This window comes from Pseudomonas sp. GW821-FHT09E04 (genome assembly GCF_059416185.1).
The window spans coordinates 1,251,884-1,269,149 of record NZ_JBWKOR010000001.1 but is presented as its reverse complement, the minus strand read 5'-3'; the positions used below and the strand labels follow the sequence as shown (position 1 = coordinate 1,269,149).

Sequence of the window (17,266 nt, the reverse complement as noted above, 5' to 3'; positions counted from 1 at the left end):
GTAAGCCTGTGACGAATGGCTGTCAATCACCCTTTACGTTAACGTCAACTTGAGCGAGAGTAGGGCCAGTTCTGAATGGTCGGAGCTCATATGGCTCCGGTCCAACACCCACTAATAAAGACAATAGGGGTCGTCATGGATCAACCCAGTGCAAACCCGCAGCGCAGCTACACCCGTGGTTCCCAGGACAAAGCCTTGCTGGCGATGACCATCGGGCAGAAGTTCGACGAGACCGTCGCGCAGTACCCGGACGGCGAGGCGCTGGTGGTGCGCCATCAGCAGCAGCGTTACACCTGGCGGCAACTGGCCGACGCGGTGGACGTGCATGCCAGAGCCCTGCTGGCGTTGGGTTTGCAGGCCGGCGACAGGCTCGGCATCTGGGCACCGAACTGCGCGCAGTGGTGCATCACTCAGTTCGCCACCGCGAAGATCGGCGTGATCCTGGTCAACATCAACCCGGCCTACCGCAGCTCCGAACTCGAATACGTGCTCAAGCAATCCGGTTGCCAATGGCTGGTCTGCGCGGGCGCGTTCAAGAGCTCCAACTATCACGGCATGTTGCAAGGCTTGCTGCCGGAACTGGCCGGGCAATCCATCGGCGAACTGCGCAGCGAGCGCCTGCCGGAGCTGCGCGGTTTGATCAGCCTTGATCCCCAGCCGCCTTCGGGTTTTCTCCCGTGGTCGCAACTGGCAGATCTGGCCGCCAGTGTCTCTCCAGAACAATTGCGTGAACGCAGCGACAGCCTGCACTTCGATCAGCCCGTCAACATCCAGTACACCTCCGGCACCACCGGTTTCCCCAAGGGCGCGACCCTCAGTCACTACAACATCCTCAACAACGGTTACATGGTCGGCGAAAGCCTCGGCCTGACCGCCGCCGATCGCCTGGTGATCCCGGTTCCGCTGTATCACTGCTTCGGCATGGTCATGGGCAACCTGGGCTGTATCACCCACGGCAGCACCATGATTTATCCCAACGATGCCTTCGATCCGCTGCTGACCCTGGGCACCGTGGCTGAAGAAAAAGCCACCGCGCTGTACGGCGTGCCGACCATGTTCATCGCCATGCTCGATCAGCCGCAGCGCGCCGAATTCGACCTGTCGACCCTGCGCACCGGGATCATGGCCGGCGCGACTTGTCCGATCGAAGTGATGCGCCGGGTCATCAACGAAATGCACATGAGCGAAGTGCAGATCGCCTACGGCATGACCGAAACCAGCCCTGTCTCCCTGCAGACCGGGCCATCGGACGAGCTGGAACTGCGCGTCACCACCGTCGGCCGCACCCAGCCGCAACTCGAAAGTAAAATCATCGACGAGGCTGGCAACCCGGTGCCACGCGGCACCATCGGTGAACTGTGCACCCGTGGCTACAGCGTGATGCTCGGCTACTGGAACAACCCGAATGCCACCGCCGAAGCCATCGACGCGGCGGGCTGGATGCACACCGGCGACCTGGCGAGCATGAACGACGAGGGTTACGTCTGCATCGCCGGCCGCAACAAGGACATGATCATCCGTGGCGGCGAGAACATTTACCCGCGTGAACTGGAAGAGTTCTTCTTCACCCACCCGGCGGTGGCGGACGTGCAGGTGATCGGCATTCCCTGCTCACGCTACGGCGAGGAAATCGTCGCCTGGATCAAATTCCATCCCGGCCACAGCGCCACCGAACAAGAGCTGCAAGCGTGGTGCAAGGAACGCATCGCCCACTTCAAGACGCCGCGTCATTTCAAATTCGTCGAGGAGTTTCCGATGACGGTGACGGGCAAGATCCAGAAATTCCGGATGCGCGAGATCAGTATCGAGGAGTTGCGCGGTAACGAGGGCTGACAGAACCAATCTGTGGGGGCTTGGCTCCCACAGTTTCAACTTTCTATATCGATCAGAGCCTTCGAAGCCAGGGCGCGGACCCTGGCTTCGAAAGCAGCGCTTATTGCTTTACCTCTACATTTTCCAATGCCTGATTCACCGCCAATTCCCCCAACATCACCACTTGCGCAATGCCCAGCAGGGTCTTGCGGTTCGGCCCTTCCAGCATCCCGGCAAAGTCACCGAGCATGACCGTGGCTGACGCGAGGGATTCGCAGGCGTTGGCCAGCAAGGACTCCGTGTCGGTTTGCGGGTTGACCATGAACATGTCGTTCGGGGTGTAGGGCGTGGCCATGATCCGGGCTGCGGGAGTCAGGTAATAGTCGAGGGCGCGTTCGGCCGCGTCGTGGAGTTTTCTTGAATCGGGAAATTCGTAGGGGGACACCGGATCTTCTAACGGTGGAATGACGGTCTTGGACACCAAACGATGGGTGGCGGCCATACGCGGGTTGGTAGACCGGCTGCAATAGGAACCCGGCGCTCACGAATGAGCCCCACGCATGACCACCATAAAACAGAGCCCCAAAAAGGGACTGCATACGGTGTTGCCATACAGCTATTACAGACGGGCTACCAAACCCGATCACTGTTTTTCAGTGACAGGGAAACGATATAGCCCACCCCATAGCCGCGTAAGCCGGCGGATTCTGGCGTACGCGTAGGCAACGACGCAAGGTGTTGTAGCCCTTATGGCGTAACGGTTCGTGTACTTTAAACGCCCATGCGGCGTCGTGTTTACACACAGCGAAAGCCGTGAACCCTACGTGTTTTTGTTGGGATTACTTGTATGTGGGGGGCTGGATGTTGAGGCACAAGATCAATTGCCTCACTGAGATCTTGCCGAGTGAGCGCTTGCAGGAAGATCGAGATGGGGGGAGGAGATCAGTCGCGGACAATTTCAGAACGCCAGACAGCACAAAGGGGAGCCGAAGCTCCCCTTTAATTTTGTCGTCGCGTGCTCTTTTTTATTATTGAGGGGCGGTCTGTTGTTGTTTTTGGCAACCGTGGCCCTTTACCGCTGTTTTTGGCGACCCCCATCCGGGGTCAAGAGCAAACGTATTTTTTTGAGCGCTGATCTGCTTTCTCGCTAGGCGATCCAACCGATTCGGGAGCTACCTGAAGGTAGTTTTATTGTTCTCTGCCCGGTTGCGGGTCATTCCGAGGAACACCCTGAAAAGCACACCTTCTCCAAAAAAATCTGTTAGCTGCGTCTCTGCCGTGTTGTTTTTGTTATGTCAGAGTCGGTACGTCTTATTTTTATTGGTTTGCTGCTTTTTATTCTTGTTATGCCATAGAGATAGCAGAAGCCGTGCCAACTTTTCAAAACCCTTGTAAATCAAGGGTTTGAGATTTTTGAAGGATTTTTCCTTCAGGCAAAACCAGACAATTTGTTTCCGTGTTACTCGCTTGTGCCCACGTTTCGCGCTCGGCGGTAACACCATCCCCTCACTGTGCGCTACGAGCCTTGGCCACGCGCGAACCGGTTGGGCGACCCAGCACTGCACTGATCTGTTGGCCGGCAGCAATCAAGGCGTCGAGGTCGATACCGGTCTCGATGCCCAGGCCGTTGAGCAGGTACACCACGTCTTCAGTGGCGACGTTACCGCTGGCGCCTTTGGCGTACGGGCAGCCGCCGAGGCCGGCGATCGAGCTGTCGAACACCGCGATGCCTTCCAGCAGGCTGGCGTAGATGTTGGCCATGGCCTGGCCATAGGTGTCGTGGAAGTGGCCGGCGAGTTTCTCGCGAGGCACATACTTCGACACTACTTCGAACAGCCGGCGGGTGGCGCCAGCAGTGCCGGTGCCGATGGTGTCGCCCAGCGAAACTTCGTAGCAGCCCATCGCATACAACTCGCGGGCGACCATGGCGACTTGTTCCGGGGCGACCTCGCCTTCATAAGGGCAACCCAGCACGCAGGAAACGTAACCGCGCACGGTAACGCCGTGCTGTTTCGCCGATTCCATGATCGGTGCGAACCGCGCCAGGCTTTCGCTGATCGAGCAATTGATGTTGCGCTGCGAGAACGCTTCGGATGCCGCAGCAAACACCGCAACTTCCTTGACCCCGGCGGCCAGCGCATCTTCGAAACCGCGCAGGTTCGGCGCCAGTGCGCCATAGGTCACGCCGGGCTTGCGCTGGATCTGCGCGAACACGTCGGCGGAGCCGGCCATCTGCGGCACCCACTTGGGCGAAACGAAACTGCCGACTTCTATATAGCCGAGACCGGCAGCGCTCAACGCGTCGACCAGTTGCACCTTGTCGGCAACGCTGATGGGCTGGGCTTCGTTCTGCAGGCCGTCACGCGGGCCGACTTCGATCAGGCGTACTTGGGAGGGGAGGGACATGGCGTTGACCTGTTGTAATTGTCGGGAGACTACTGCGCGACTTGCTGACTCTTGAGCGTCTGCTCCAGCGCCTGCACGCAGCGTTCTTCGGCGGTGTCGAGCTCCAGTTTCATCTGTTCGATGTCCAGAAGTTGCTGCTCGAGCTGTTCCCGGCGTTCGCTGATTTTCGCCAGCATGCTGTTGAGTTGTTTGGTGTTACCGCTGGAAGGGTCGTAGAGCTCGATCAGCTCGCGGCACTCGGCCAGGGAAAAACCGATGCGCTTGCCCCGCAGGATCAGCTTCAGGCTGACCTTGTCGCGCGGCGAATAGATGCGTTCCTGGCCTCGGCGCTCGGGGCTGAGCAGGCCTTGTTCTTCATAGAAGCGGATCGCCCGGGTGGTGATGTCCAGCTCGCGGGCGAGATCGGAAATGCTGTAGGTCTGGCTGCTCATGAAAGCGCTCGAAATAAGGTCTTGGCGCTAAGCTAATGGCAGGTTGACGTTTACGTCAAGTGGCGGGCGTCTGCAGCTTGTCGAGCTTCTTCTCGTGCGCTGTCACTTGCTGGCACAGCTCGATCATCTGCTCGCGCATCCAGCGGTTGGCCGGGTCCTGATCGGTGCTTTCGTGCCAGTACAAATGGGTTTCCACCGGCGGCACATCGTTGACCGGCAGATTGAACGCATGCAGGTCATGGCGACGGGCAAAACGCTCCGGCACGGTCATCACCATGTCGGTCTGCTGCAACACCTGGGACGCCATCAGATAGTGCTGCGAGCGCAGCGCGATCTTGCGCTGGATGCCCATCTTGCCCAGCGCCAGATCGACATGGCCCAGACCACTGCGACGGCTGGAAATATGAATGTGGGTCAGCGACAGGTAATCGTCGAGGGTGAATTTTTCCTTGGTCGCCAGCGGATGACCCTTGCGCATGGCGCAGACGTAACGGTCTTCCATCAGCTTGACGTGGCGCACCTGCGGGTCGGTGTTGAGCGGCGCATCTACGGCAAAGTCGAGACGTCCGGCAGCCAGTTCCTTGGTGGTTTCCCGGCGTTTGGACAGGAAACTTTCGATGATCACCGTCGGCGCCAGGCGACGCAGGCGCTGGAACAGCGGCGGCAGAATCACCGCTTCGGTCAGGTCAGTCATGCTGATGCGGTAAGTCTTGACCGCTTGCGAGGGGTTGAAAATGCGGCTTTCCTGAACCGATACCCGCAACAGCGACAGCGCGTTGCGTACCGGGCCGATGATGTTCTGCGCCATGGGCGTCGGCACCATGCCCTGGGCCGTGCGTACGAAGAGCGGGTCGTTGAAGGTCTCGCGCAACCGCGCCAGGGCGTTGGACACCGCAGGCTGGGTGATGCCGACAATCTGCCCGGCGCGGGTCAGGTTGGCTTCGGTGTAGATCGCGTCGAAGACGATGAAAAGGTTGAGGTCGACCTTGCTCAGATTCATTACGCGGCTCTCTTGTTATAGGTGGAGGGTACAGGTCAGGGCTGCCCGGAAAATCAACCAATCATATATCGGTGATGAATGTTTATACACGCCGAGAATAGGCTAGGTAAATTATCAACGCTGTTCTAGCATCGATTGCATGACTTAAACAACCTGCCGAAAAAAGGTAATTGCTCATGGATTTCGCTTATTCGCCCAAGGTGCAAGAACTGCGTGAGCGCGTGACCGCGTTCATGGACACTTACGTTTACCCGGCCGAAGCCGTGTTCGAACGGCAGGTTGCCGAGGGCGACCGCTGGCAGCCGACCGCGATCATGGAAGAACTCAAACTCAAGGCCAAGGCTGAAGGGCTGTGGAATTTGTTTCTGCCTGAGTCGGAGCTCGGCGCCGGCCTGACCAACCTCGAATACGCGCCCTTGGCGGAAATCATGGGCCGTTCGCTGCTGGGCCCCGAGCCGTTCAACTGCTCGGCACCGGACACCGGCAACATGGAAGTGCTGGTGCGTTACGCCAACGAAGAACAGAAACAGCGCTGGCTCGAACCGCTGCTGCGCGGCGAGATTCGCTCGGCGTTTGCGATGACCGAACCGGACGTCGCATCCTCCGACGCCACCAACATGGCTGCTCGTGCCGTGCGTGATGGCGATGAGTGGGTGATCAACGGCAAGAAATGGTGGACTTCCGGCGCCTGCGATCCGCGCTGCAAGATCCTGATCTTCATGGGCCTGAGCAACCCTGACGCTCCGCGCCACGCCCAGCACTCGATGATTTTGGTGCCGGTCGACACCCCCGGCGTGAAGATCGTCCGTCCGCTGCCGGTGTTCGGTTACGACGACGCACCCCACGGCCACGCCGAAGTGCTGTTCGACAACGTGCGAGTGCCGTACGAAAACGTCCTGCTCGGTGAAGGACGCGGCTTCGAAATTGCTCAAGGTCGCCTTGGCCCAGGCCGGATTCACCACTGCATGCGTTCGATCGGCATGGCCGAGCGCGCACTGGAACTGATGTGCAAACGTTCGGTGAGCCGTACTGCATTCGGCAAACCGCTGGCGCGCCTGGGCGGTAACGTCGACAAGATCGCCGACTCGCGGATGGAAATCGACATGGCACGTCTGCTGACCCTGAAGGCGGCGTACATGATGGACACCGTGGGTAACAAGGTTGCCAAGAGCGAGATCGCGCAGATCAAGGTCGTCGCACCGAACGTCGCGTTGCGGGTGATCGACCGGGCGATCCAGATCCATGGCGGGGCTGGGGTGTCGAACGATTTCCCGCTGGCCTACATGTACGCCATGCAGCGCACCCTGCGCCTGGCCGACGGCCCGGACGAAGTGCACCGCGCGGCGATCGGCAAATTCGAGATCGGCAAGTACGTGCCGAAGGAAATGCTGCGCAGCGAGCGCTGATCCAGCACTTCACCCCTGATCGTTCCCACGTCTAGGCGTCAAGCCGGTGATCGTTCCCACGCTCTGCGTGGGAATGCATACCGTGACGCTCCGCGTCACAGTGGACGCGGAGCGTCCATGGCTGCGTTACCACGCAGAGCGTGGGAACGATCACTGGTTCGACGCTCAGTAAACCCACACCTCGACCCGCCGATTCTTGATCCTGCCTTCATCCCCGCTGTTGGTCGCCACCGGCATCAGCGCGCCAAACCCGCGCACCTCGCGCAACACCACGCCGTTCTTCACCAGCTCCCGACGTACCGCCATCGCCCGCAGCTTCGACAGCAAATCCGCCCGCGCCGGATCGTCCTTGGCGTCGCCGAACCCCACCAATGTCACTGCACGGTCGGTCTTCTCGTGGTGCTTTATATAGTCGAACACCCGGGCCAGATCCTGGCGGGCCTTGTTGTCGAGGCTGGCGCTGCCTTCTTCGAAGCGGAAGTTCACGGTCAGACGCTGGGCGTGCCGGCTGAGGGATTGATACCCCTCGGGCATCAGCGCATTCGGCGTAACCGAGATGGCGTGCACGGTTTGGGCGATAAAGCCATTGGCCGCAACAATCGCCTGGCCCTGACGGCTTTGCGCAAAATCCACCAACGCCCGGGCCCACGGGTTCAGGCTGTCGGGTGGCAAATAGAAGAACAACCGTCGCGACAGTGGATAGTCTTCGGTGGCGATCAGGCTGGCCAGCGGCAACATCGCCAGGGACTGTCCATCGACAATCGCCACGGCTTTGGCCTGGCGCACATAGGGCAGGCCGATAAAACCGATGGCTTGCGGATCGGCACTGACCGCGTCGGACAATTGCTCGCTGGATTCGAAACGTTTCGCCGAGTTGTTCAGAGTTTTCCCACGACGGCTGAGGACAAGTTCCTTGAACGTGTCGTAGGTGCCGGACTGATCATCCCGCGCATACAGATGAATCGTCCCACCCTTGCCACCGAGCTCTTCCCACGTCTTCGCCTCGCCGCTGAAGATGCGCGCCAGTTGTTCGGTGTTCAACTGATTCAGCGGATTGGCGGGGTGAAGGATGATCGCCAGGCCATCGATGGCGATGACTTGTTCGGCGCCGGGGCTTTTCAGGTCGCCGAGGGGTTGCAGGCTGGCGAGTTCGCTGTCCTTGATCGGACGAGAAGAGGCGGCCAGATCGGCGCTGTTGCTTTTGAGTGCCGTGAAACCGGTGCTGGAGCCATGGGCGGCGATTTCCACCACGACCCGTTTACCTTGAGCCGTCAGGCCGACGACTCGCTGTTCGTTGGCGGTGTCCGGGGTTTCGCTGTGGACTTTTGACAGTCCCTGTTCTTTGAGCAGGCCTTCCACCAGTGCCGGGCCGAGGGCCGCGCCGATGGTGTTGGAACCCTGGATACGCAGGACCGGGCCGTTCTCGGGAATGGGCAATGCAGCGGCCGAAACCTGCAGCCAGGCACTCAGGAGAAAGACGAACAGAACGCGCAGGGTCATGCCGGCACCGAATGCAGCCAAGGGGATTGCCGGGGAGATTAAGTCAGTGAGGTTTCTGAAAGATGACAAGGCAGAAGATCACAACCGCTGGCTGTGATCTTCTGCTTCAGGCTGGTCAGCTCAATTCAAGCCAGATCGGCGCATGGTCCGAAGGTTTTTCCATCCCGCGCAGTTCATAGTCCACGCCGGCCGCTTTCACCCGTGGCAGCAAGCCATGGGACGCCAGAATCACGTCGATGCGCAGACCACGCTTCGGCTCGTCTTCAAAACCACGGCTGCGATAGTCGAACCAGCTGAAGGTGTCAGTAACATCTGGGTTCAGGTGACGGAAGCTGTCGGTCAGGCCCCAGTTTTTCAGGCGGGCCATCCACTCGCGCTCTTCCGGCAGGAAGCTGCATTTGCCGGTTTTCAGCCAGCGCTTCATGTTGTCCGGGCCGATGCCGATGTCGCAGTCTTCCGGGGAAATGTTCACGTCGCCCATCACCACCAGCGGCTGTTCATTGTTGAACTGGCTTTCCAGCAGTGCTTGCAGATCGCTGTAGAAGCGTTGCTTGGCGGGGAATTTGGTCGGATGGTCGCGGCTTTCGCCCTGTGGGAAATAGCCGTTCATGATCGTCACCGGCACGCCGTTGGCGTCGGCGAAAGTGCCCCAGATAAAGCGCCGCTGAGCGTCTTCTTCATCGGTGGCGAAGCCTTTGTGCACGGCAATCGGCTCCTGGCGCGAGAGCAGCGCAACGCCGTAATGGCCTTTCTGTCCGTGGAAATACACGTGATAACCCAGGGCCCGCACTTCTTCCAGCGGGAACTGGTCGTCGTGGACCTTGGTTTCCTGCAGGCCGATGACGTCAGGCTGATGCTTTTCGATCAGCGCCGCCAGCTGATGCGGGCGGGCCCGCAGTCCGTTGATGTTGAAGGAAACGATCTTCATGGTCGGCAGTCCTGGCAAAAGGGCGATGCTAGCTGACATGTAGGATCTGGGCCAGCGTGGCGGTAGTCCATATGCGCTGCTAATGTCTTTCGGGTGTGGGAACGATCCCTTCAGCCCAAGGCTCGTATAACAAGAACGGGGCCTGTTGAGTCCCGTCCAGGGAGAATCACCGTCATGCCTGAAACCTCGACCGCCATCGCCGACATCCACATGCTCGACCGCGGCTATTCCCGTGAAGCGCGATCCTTGCTGTATCAGGCTTACCGTCATGAGCCGACCTTCGCTTATCTGTTCGAGGCCGAACGTCCGGGCTACGAACAACGGGTGCGTGCCACGGTGCGGGAACTGGTCAAACAGCATTTCCTGCAGGATCTGCCGGCCATCGGCCTGTTGGTCAATGATCGCTTGATCGGCATCGCCCTGATCGCACCGCCGCAACGTCGTCTGGGCGTCACCGAGAGTTGGGCCTGGCGTCTGCGCATGGTGTTGAGCACCGGTTTCCGCTGCACCCGGCGTTATCTGGAATATCACGCCGCCGTTGAAGCCTGCGTGCCGACCGATTCGGTACACATGCTGCCGCTGCTGGGTGTGCATCCACAATTTCAGGGCAAACACTTCGGCGAACAACTGCTGCAAGCGGTGCACAACTGGTGCGCGGTGGACGAAAGCTCCCAAGGGGTGATCCTCGATACCGGCAACCCGCGCTACCTGGAGTTTTACAAGCGTCAGGGCTATGAGGAAATCGGCGAAGTCGCCGTCGGACCGGTGCGCGAGCACGTGTTTTTCCACGCCAACCCGCAGGTGTTACAAACTGCAACGGGATAACCATCGAACTTTTTGGGAAATTTCCTGTTCTATCACGCTCCCAAGCCCGTGATAGCATCCGCGCCTATGAAGTTTCCAGGAAGATTTACCAGTGGCGTGCTCATGCTGTTAACCAGCTGTGCGGCGCTGGCGCAAAGTGAATTGGATGTGCGGATCAAACCGTCCAACGATGAACTCAAAGCCAATATAGAAGGCTATATCGGCAGCCTCGGCGATCGTGACGAAGAAGCCTTGCAGCGCTTCAGTCGCGGCGCCGAAGAGCAGGCGCGCAAGGCCGCCCAGGCTTTGGGCTACTACCAGCCGCACATCGAGAGTGACGTGAAGGGCGGCGAAAAACCGCGCCTGGTGCTGAACATCGATCCCGGCGAGCCGATTCGCCTGCGCAATGTCACCGTGCGGGTCGACGGACCCGCTGCCGCCCTCAAAGCCTTTCGTGTACCGAAAAGCGACGTGCTCAAGCCCGGCGCCGTGCTCAACCATGGTCGTTACGAAGACGCCAAGCGCTTGATCCAGAATCAAGCGTCGCGCTATGGCTTCTTCAGTGGCCGCTTCACCAGCCAGAAATTGATGGTCGATCCCCGCGCCGGGGTCGCCGATGTTGAATTGATCTATGAAAGCGGCCCGCGTTATGCGCTGGGCAAAGTCAGCTTCGCGGGCGACACGCCGTTCGACGAAGACTTGCTGCAACGCATGGTGCCGTTCAAGGCCGGCGAACCGTATGACTCGGAGCTGATCGCCGAACTCAATCGAGACCTGCAATCGAGCGGTTATTTCGAAGGCGTGCGGGTCGACGCCGCACCGACCGCCGCGAAAAACGACGTGATCCCGGTGGACGTCAAACTCGAAACCCGCAAGCCGCGCACTATGGGCCTGGGTCTCGGTTATTCCACCGACGTCGGCCCGCGAATCAAGGCTAACTGGACTCGCCATTGGGTCAACCCGCAAGGCGACAGTTATGGCTGGGAAGCCGAACTCTCGGCGCCACGGCAGAACGTCGGTCTGTTCTACGACATTCCGCTGGACCCACCGTTGACCGACAAGTTGCGCTGGGCCGGTGGTTATCAGTACGAAAACATCGACGGCTCCGACACCCTCAGCAAACTGCTGACCTTCGGCCCGGAATGGCACAGCAAGTTGCCCAGCGGCTGGCAGCGGGTGATTTCGCTGAAATGGCAGCGTGAGGAATATCAACTGGGCGACGACTCCGGTCTCAGCAACCTGTTGATGCCCGGCGTCAGTTATTCCTACCTCAAGAGCGACAACCGCATCGACCCGCACAATGGTTATCGCCTGACGTTTGAATCCAAGGTGGCCAAGGAAGGTCTGGCTTCGGACACCAACCTTTTATATGGCACCGCATTGATCAAAGGCCTGACCACGGTGTTCGACAATCACCGCTTCCTCGGGCGGGTGCAGGTCGGCGGCAGCGCCACCAACGGTTACAAATCGGTGCCGCCGTCGCTGCGCTTCTTCGCCGGTGGCGATCAGAGCGTGCGCGGTTACGACTATCAGAGCCTGTCCCCGGAAAACGCCGAGGGCGACCGCATCGGCGGGCGCTACATGATTGCCGGCAGCGTCGAATATCAATACTCGATCGCTGAAAAATGGCGGATCGCGACCTTCGTCGACCAGGGCAACTCCTTCAACAAACTCGAACTGCCGAACCTCAAGACCGGGGTCGGTATAGGTGTGCGCTGGGTTTCGCCGGTGGGGCCGATCCGCCTCGACCTGGCTCACGCGCTGGACGACGATGGCGGCATCCGGCTGCACTTTTCCATGGGGCCTGAGCTGTGAAGCGTGGTTTGAAAATTTCGGCGCTGGCGTTGTTGTCGCTGGTGCTGCTGATTGTATTGAGCATTACCGTTGTGCTCGGCACCCAGGCTGGCAGCCGTTGGGTGCTGGGGCTGGTTCCGGGATTGAGTGTCGATAATTTCCAGGGGCGTCTTGGCGGGCAGTGGAGCGCCGATCATCTGTTGTGGCAGCAGGACGGCAGCCGCGTCGAGCTGAGCAAGCCGATCTTCGAATGGTCGCCACTGTGCCTGACGCGCATGACGCTGTGCATCGAACAGCTCAAGGCCGATCAGGTCAGCCTGCAATTCCCGCCCGGCGAAGAAACCACCGACAGCGGCCCGATCAAGTTGCCGGATCTGCAATTGCCCGTGGCCATCGAGTTGGGCGACGTTCAGGTCGGCAGCCTGTTGTTCAATGGCAGCGAACAGCTCAAAGGCCTGCAACTCGCGGCGCACTGGACTGCCAAGGGCATGCAGATCGACAGCGTGAAACTGCAACGCGACGACCTGAGCCTGAATCTGTCCGGCCTGCTGCAACCGACCGGCAACTGGCCGCTGAACATCGCCGGCGATCTGACCCTGCCGTCTCCGGGCACCGGCCCATGGACGCTGGCACTCAAAGTCGACGGCGATCTGCTCAAGACCCTGAACCTGCACGCCGACAGCCGTGGCTACCTCGACGGCCAGTTGACTGGCGAGCTGCAACCGCTGGCGGAAAACCTGCCGGCCAAGGTGCGCATCACTTCGGAAGCGTTCAAACCGAGCGCCGACCTGCCGGACACTCTGCAACTCAATCAACTGGTATTGACCGGCGAAGGCGACCTGAAAAATGGTTACCAACTCCTCGGCAATGCGACGTTGCCGGCCGATAAAGGCCCGGTAGCGCTGTTGCTCAAAGGCAAGGTTGACGCCAAGGGTGCGCAAATCGCCGGCCTCGACCTGACGGCCAATGACAAACAAAGCCTCAAGCTCACTGGCAATGTCGATTGGAGCAAAGGCCTCAGCGCCCAGGCCAACATCAATTGGCAGGATTTCCCGTGGCATCGGCTCTATTCCGAGATCGACGAGCCGCAAGTCGCCTTGCGCACGTTCACCGGCGAAGTCTCCTACACCGACGGCCAATACCTTGGCAATTTCGCCGCCGCGCTGGATGGCCCGGCCGGGGCGTTCAGCCTGAGCAGCCCGTTCAGCGGCAATCTCAAACAGATCTTCCTGCCGCAATTCAAACTCGAAGCGGGGCAGGGCAAGGCCGAAGGGCACGTGAACGTGCAGTTCGCCGACGGCATTGCCTGGGACACTGCGCTGGAGTTGTCCGCGCTCAACCCGGCGTACTGGATGGCGGAGCTGCCGGGCACCCTGGCCGGGCCACTGAAAAGCACGGGCGAAATGAAGAACGAGCGCCTGAGCCTCAACGCTGACCTCGACCTCAAAGGCAAACTGCGTGGGCAACCGGCGGTGCTGCAAGCCAAGGCTGACGGCGCGGGCGAGCAGTGGAATCTGAATGCCCTGCAAATCCGCCTCGGCGACAACAGCATCAATGGCAAGGGCAGCCTGCAACAGAAGCTCACGGGGCAGATCGACATCAAGCTGCCGCGTCTGGCCCAGCTCTGGCCGCAGCTGCGCGGGCAGGTCAACGGTCGGGTCGATGTCGCCGGCACCCTGAAAGCACCGCAAGGCAAGCTCGATCTGCAAGGCTCGCAACTGGTGTTCCAGGACAATCGCCTGCAAAGCCTCAACCTCGACGCCACCCTCGACAGCGCGCAACGGGCGAAAATCGACCTCAAGGGCAGCGGCATTCAGGCCGGCGACACGTCGCTGGGCACCCTGACCGCCAGCGCTCAGGGCGATATCAAAAATCAGAAGCTCACTCTCGACCTGCTCGGGCCGAAGCTGAAACTTGCGCTGGGCCTGGACGGCAATCTGGACAAAGGCAACTGGCGCGGGCGTCTGGCCAGCGGCGACATTCAGGCCGGCGGTCAGGACTGGAAGCTGCAAAACCCGGCCAAACTCGAACGTCTGGCCGACGGCAAGATCAACTTCGGCGCCCATTGCTGGATGTCCGGCAATGCCAGCCTGTGCGGCGAAGACCAGCGGTTGATGCCGGAGCCGAAGCTGCGTTACCACCTCAAGCAATTCCCGATCGAAAGCCTGGCGCAGTGGCTGCCCAAGGATTTCGCCTGGCAGGGCAAGCTCAATGCCGACCTGCAACTGGACCTGCCGGCCAGCGGCCCGAACGGCCAGATCAGCGTCGACGCCAGCGGCGGCACCTTGCGCATGAAGGAAAAGGATCAGTGGCTGGACTTCCCGTACCAGACCCTCAAGCTCACCAGCAAACTCACGCCGAAACGCATCGACACCGACCTCAACTTCGTCGGTGGCAAGCTCGGTGAACTGATGGTGCAGGCGCAGCTCAATCCGCTGCCGAAGAACAAACCGCTGAATGGCTCGTTCCGCCTCAGCGGGCTGGACCTGTCGGTGGCGCGGCCGTTTGTGCCGATGGTCGAGAAACTCACCGGACGCCTGAACGGCAGCGGCACGATTTCCGGTGGATTGCTTGCGCCGCTGGTCAACGGCACTGTGCAGCTCAGTGACGGCGAAGTGTCCGGCCCGGAACTGCCACTGGAGTTGCAGGCACTGCAACTGCAAGCGGTGATCGCCGGGGAAACCGTGCAATTGAACGGCGGCTGGAAAAGCGGCAAGGCCGGGCAGGGCAGCCTCAGCGGCAACGTCGCCTGGGGTCAGGCGCTGGTGGTGGATCTGGCGCTCAAGGGCACGCAATTGCCGGTCACCGTCGAACCCTACGCCAAGCTTGAAGTGGCGCCGGACTTGAAGATTTCCATGGCTGGCGATGAGCTGGCGATTGCCGGCAAGGTGCTGGTGCCCAGAGGCGAAATCACCGTGCGCGAATTGCCGCCATCGACGGTGAAAGTCTCCGATGACACGATCATCGTCGGTGCGCAGACCGAAGAGGGCAAACCGCCGATGGCTATGAAGATGGACATCGATGTGGTGGTCGGTGAGGACAAGCTGAGCTTCGCCGGATTCGGCCTGACCGCCAACCTGCAAGGTCATGTGCACATCGGCGACAACCTGGACACCCGTGGCGAGCTGTGGCTCAACGACGGTAAATACCGCGCCTACGGCCAGCGCCTGACAGTGCGCCGCGCGCGTCTGCTGTTTGCCGGGCCGATCGATCAGCCGTATCTGGACATCGAAGCGATCCGCCAGACCGACGATGTGATCGCCGGTATTCGCCTGAGCGGCAGCGCCGAGCAGCCGACCACGCAGATCTTCTCCGAGCCGGCGATGAGCCAGGAGCAGGCGTTGTCCTATCTGGTGCTGGGGCGTCCGCTGAGTACCACCGGCGAGGACAACAACATGCTCGCGCAAGCGGCGCTCGGTCTGGGCCTGATGGGCAGTTCCGGGGTCACCAGCGGTCTGGCCAAGGACCTGGGGATTCAGGATTTCCAGCTCGACACCCAGGGCAGCGGCAACACCACCAGCGTGGTGGCCAGCGGCAATATTTCTGAGAAGCTCAGTTTGCGTTACGGCGTCGGCGTGTTCGAACCGGCCAACACCATCGCCTTGCGCTACAAGCTGAGCAAAAAGGTCTACCTGGAAGCCGCCAGCGGCGTGGCCAGTTCGCTGGATATCTTCTACAAGCGGGACTTCTAGACCGCATTCCTACAGAGCCGGATCGTGTCACCACGATCCGGCTCTTTTTTGATGTATTAGACTGACCTCAGCTTGATGGCTGCAAAGTGCGGCTGCCCGAAACGCCCCGGGGGCGCCTATGGTCCGTTTGAGTATGGTCTTGCTCGGTAACGACTTTGTCCGCCGGCGCTGGTCAGCACTGGCGCTGACCGGCGTTGTCTGGGGCGCGGCCGGCGTGGCCATTTTCATCGATGCGCTGGACGGCGTTCTGTATTTCCCGCTGCATGTGTTCGGCTATCTGTTGTTGCTCGAAGCCCTGATCATTCTGCTGGTGCCGGCCCCGCAAGCTGGCACCGCGGCGGTTTTGCGCAGGGCGCGGGGCCTGGCTTTTCTGCTGCTGGGGCTGCTGATCGTCGACCGGCAACATGTCGCCGGGGTGATTCTCGCGGTGCTGTTCGGTGTGGCTTTTCTGCTCGACGGCGGTTTTCGTCTGGCGGCTGCGGTGGTGGTGCGCTTTGTCGGTTGGCAGGTGTCACTGCTGGTGGCGCTGTTCGAGATTGGCTTCGCGTTGTTCCTCCTCGAACCGTACCCGACGCTTTACAAGGGGACAGTGCCGTTCTGCATTGGCATGAGCATCTTTCTCTCGGGTTGTGCCTTGTTGCAGCAGGCATTGCGGTTCAAGAACGGGCATACGCCGGTGACGCCGTCCCCGGTGTGCAATCCGGCCTACGGTGACGCGTTGGTCATCCATGTCTGGACACCCAGCGGCACCGTTGACGACACACTGGTGCGCAACCGGCTGCTCAACCGTTATATCGCCGCAGTCGACATCAACGGCGTCATCTCCGCCGGCCACGCGGCACTGGAATGTGGGCCGGACCTCTACATCAGCCATTACCCGCTGGACGACATCGATCGCTCGGCGGGGGATTTCGTGCGGTTGCTGCGGGCCACGCCGAACAACGATGTCCCAGGCAGGTTTCTGCAGGACTATGCGAGCGAGGTTGCCGACTGGTGTCCGTCCTCGGCTCAGGTCAGTTTCGTGCATTTCGACGCGGCACGGCTTCATGCGTTCTGGACGGATTATCGGCAGGACACCACCTACAACCTCACCAGCCGCAATTGTTCGAGTGCCGTCGCGCATAGCCTGGAAGCGGCGCTGGAAGGCGCGATGAACCGGGGCCATTCGAGCATGCTGGATTTTGCCCGGGTCATCATCAGCCCGGAATTCTGGGTCGCGGCCCAGGTGCGCAAGCGCGCCGAGGCGATGGCCTGGACGCCCGGGCTGGTGCTCGATTATGCGCTGGCATTGCATGCCGCCATCGAGCCGGCGCCGCCGGGCTGGCACGGCATTTACGCGGGAGCCAGGCGCGCCTGCGGGTATGTGGCGACCGCGTTGCGTGGGCGCGAAGTTCATCCCGTTCAGCCGCCATCGATGAATCATCCCACTGACAAATCTTGAGCGTAATCGGCGTGCAATGCGCCCTAGTTCAGCCACGCTCGCCCAGCCATTT

Annotated in this window: 12 protein-coding genes; 6 read left to right on the top strand and 6 right to left on the bottom strand. The window is 60.6% G+C overall.

What is annotated here, in order from left to right:
* Positions 1–135 precede the first annotated feature (135 nt).
* Positions 136–1,833, top strand: coding sequence for an AMP-binding protein (locus AC07N4_RS05775; RefSeq protein WP_493065147.1), 1,698 nt, complete (start codon positions 136–138; stop codon positions 1,831–1,833).
* 100 nt (positions 1,834–1,933) lie between these two features.
* On the opposite strand, the gene AC07N4_RS05770 is transcribed toward AC07N4_RS05775, so the two are convergent.
* The 4 genes from AC07N4_RS05770 to AC07N4_RS05755 all read right to left on the bottom strand — a co-directional run bounded on the left by AC07N4_RS05770 (position 1,934) and on the right by AC07N4_RS05755 (position 5,649).
* Positions 1,934–2,314 carry a DUF6124 family protein gene (locus AC07N4_RS05770; RefSeq protein ID WP_493065146.1) on the bottom strand — a complete coding sequence of 127 codons (381 nt, stop codon included), beginning with the start codon at positions 2,312–2,314 and terminating at the stop codon, positions 1,934–1,936.
* A 1,004-nt stretch (positions 2,315–3,318) separates the two neighbouring features.
* Positions 3,319–4,218: a hydroxymethylglutaryl-CoA lyase gene (locus AC07N4_RS05765; protein ID WP_273538127.1), complete on the bottom strand. Its 900-nt coding sequence runs from the start codon at positions 4,216–4,218 to the stop codon at positions 3,319–3,321.
* A 29-nt stretch (positions 4,219–4,247) separates the two neighbouring features.
* Positions 4,248–4,649, bottom strand: coding sequence for a MerR family transcriptional regulator (locus AC07N4_RS05760; protein WP_007951507.1), 402 nt, complete (start codon positions 4,647–4,649; stop codon positions 4,248–4,250).
* A 55-nt stretch (positions 4,650–4,704) separates the two neighbouring features.
* Positions 4,705–5,649 carry a LysR family transcriptional regulator gene (locus tag AC07N4_RS05755; RefSeq protein WP_064380747.1) on the bottom strand — a complete coding sequence of 315 codons (945 nt, stop codon included), beginning with the start codon at positions 5,647–5,649 and terminating at the stop codon, positions 4,705–4,707.
* Positions 5,650–5,825: 176 nt separating this feature from the next.
* Here AC07N4_RS05755 and AC07N4_RS05750 point away from each other — a divergent pair, with 176 nt between their 5' ends.
* Positions 5,826–7,055, top strand: a complete 1,230-nt coding sequence (locus AC07N4_RS05750; protein ID WP_102621748.1) for an acyl-CoA dehydrogenase — start codon at positions 5,826–5,828, stop codon at positions 7,053–7,055.
* A 165-nt stretch (positions 7,056–7,220) separates the two neighbouring features.
* Here the strand turns inward: AC07N4_RS05750 and AC07N4_RS05745 are convergent, their stop codons facing one another.
* Both AC07N4_RS05745 and xthA read right to left on the bottom strand, forming a co-directional pair.
* A complete protein-coding gene (locus tag AC07N4_RS05745) occupies positions 7,221–8,555 on the bottom strand; it encodes a substrate-binding domain-containing protein (protein WP_273538139.1) in 1,335 nt (444 codons plus the stop codon).
* Between the two features lie 115 nt (positions 8,556–8,670).
* Positions 8,671–9,483 carry an exodeoxyribonuclease III gene (xthA, locus tag AC07N4_RS05740; RefSeq protein WP_096822294.1) on the bottom strand — a complete coding sequence of 271 codons (813 nt, stop codon included), beginning with the start codon at positions 9,481–9,483 and terminating at the stop codon, positions 8,671–8,673.
* Between the two features lie 174 nt (positions 9,484–9,657).
* On the opposite strand from xthA, the gene AC07N4_RS05735 reads away from it, so the two are divergent.
* From AC07N4_RS05735 to AC07N4_RS05720, 4 genes are all read left to right on the top strand, one after another.
* Positions 9,658–10,308: a GNAT family N-acetyltransferase gene (locus AC07N4_RS05735; protein WP_085732178.1), complete on the top strand. Its 651-nt coding sequence runs from the start codon at positions 9,658–9,660 to the stop codon at positions 10,306–10,308.
* Positions 10,309–10,374: 66 nt separating this feature from the next.
* Complete coding sequence (locus AC07N4_RS05730) at positions 10,375–12,102, top strand: autotransporter assembly complex protein TamA (protein ID WP_096822293.1); 1,728 nt, start codon at positions 10,375–10,377, stop codon at positions 12,100–12,102.
* Complete coding sequence (locus tag AC07N4_RS05725; protein WP_493065145.1) at positions 12,099–15,773, top strand: translocation/assembly module TamB domain-containing protein; 3,675 nt, start codon at positions 12,099–12,101, stop codon at positions 15,771–15,773. The genes AC07N4_RS05730 and AC07N4_RS05725 overlap by 4 nt, the downstream gene beginning before the upstream one ends.
* Positions 15,774–15,891: 118 nt before the next feature.
* The gene (locus AC07N4_RS05720; RefSeq protein ID WP_493065144.1) at positions 15,892–17,214 is read left to right on the top strand and encodes a hypothetical protein; all 1,323 of its coding nucleotides are present in this window, start codon (positions 15,892–15,894) and stop codon (positions 17,212–17,214) included.
* Positions 17,215–17,266: the final 52 nt, after the last annotated feature.

Coding starts and splice junctions, on each gene's coding strand:
- AC07N4_RS05775 (WP_493065147.1), top strand. CDS start 136: ATGGATCAACCCAGTGCAAACCCGCAGCGCAGCTACACCCGTGGTTCC.
- AC07N4_RS05770 (WP_493065146.1), bottom strand. CDS start 2,314: ATGGCCGCCACCCATCGTTTGGTGTCCAAGACCGTCATTCCACCGTTA.
- AC07N4_RS05765 (WP_273538127.1), bottom strand. CDS start 4,218: ATGTCCCTCCCCTCCCAAGTACGCCTGATCGAAGTCGGCCCGCGTGAC.
- AC07N4_RS05760 (WP_007951507.1), bottom strand. CDS start 4,649: ATGAGCAGCCAGACCTACAGCATTTCCGATCTCGCCCGCGAGCTGGAC.
- AC07N4_RS05755 (WP_064380747.1), bottom strand. CDS start 5,649: ATGAATCTGAGCAAGGTCGACCTCAACCTTTTCATCGTCTTCGACGCG.
- AC07N4_RS05750 (WP_102621748.1), top strand. CDS start 5,826: ATGGATTTCGCTTATTCGCCCAAGGTGCAAGAACTGCGTGAGCGCGTG.
- AC07N4_RS05745 (WP_273538139.1), bottom strand. CDS start 8,555: ATGACCCTGCGCGTTCTGTTCGTCTTTCTCCTGAGTGCCTGGCTGCAG.
- xthA (WP_096822294.1), bottom strand. CDS start 9,483: ATGAAGATCGTTTCCTTCAACATCAACGGACTGCGGGCCCGCCCGCAT.
- AC07N4_RS05735 (WP_085732178.1), top strand. CDS start 9,658: ATGCCTGAAACCTCGACCGCCATCGCCGACATCCACATGCTCGACCGC.
- AC07N4_RS05730 (WP_096822293.1), top strand. CDS start 10,375: ATGAAGTTTCCAGGAAGATTTACCAGTGGCGTGCTCATGCTGTTAACC.
- AC07N4_RS05720 (WP_493065144.1), top strand. CDS start 15,892: ATGGTCCGTTTGAGTATGGTCTTGCTCGGTAACGACTTTGTCCGCCGG.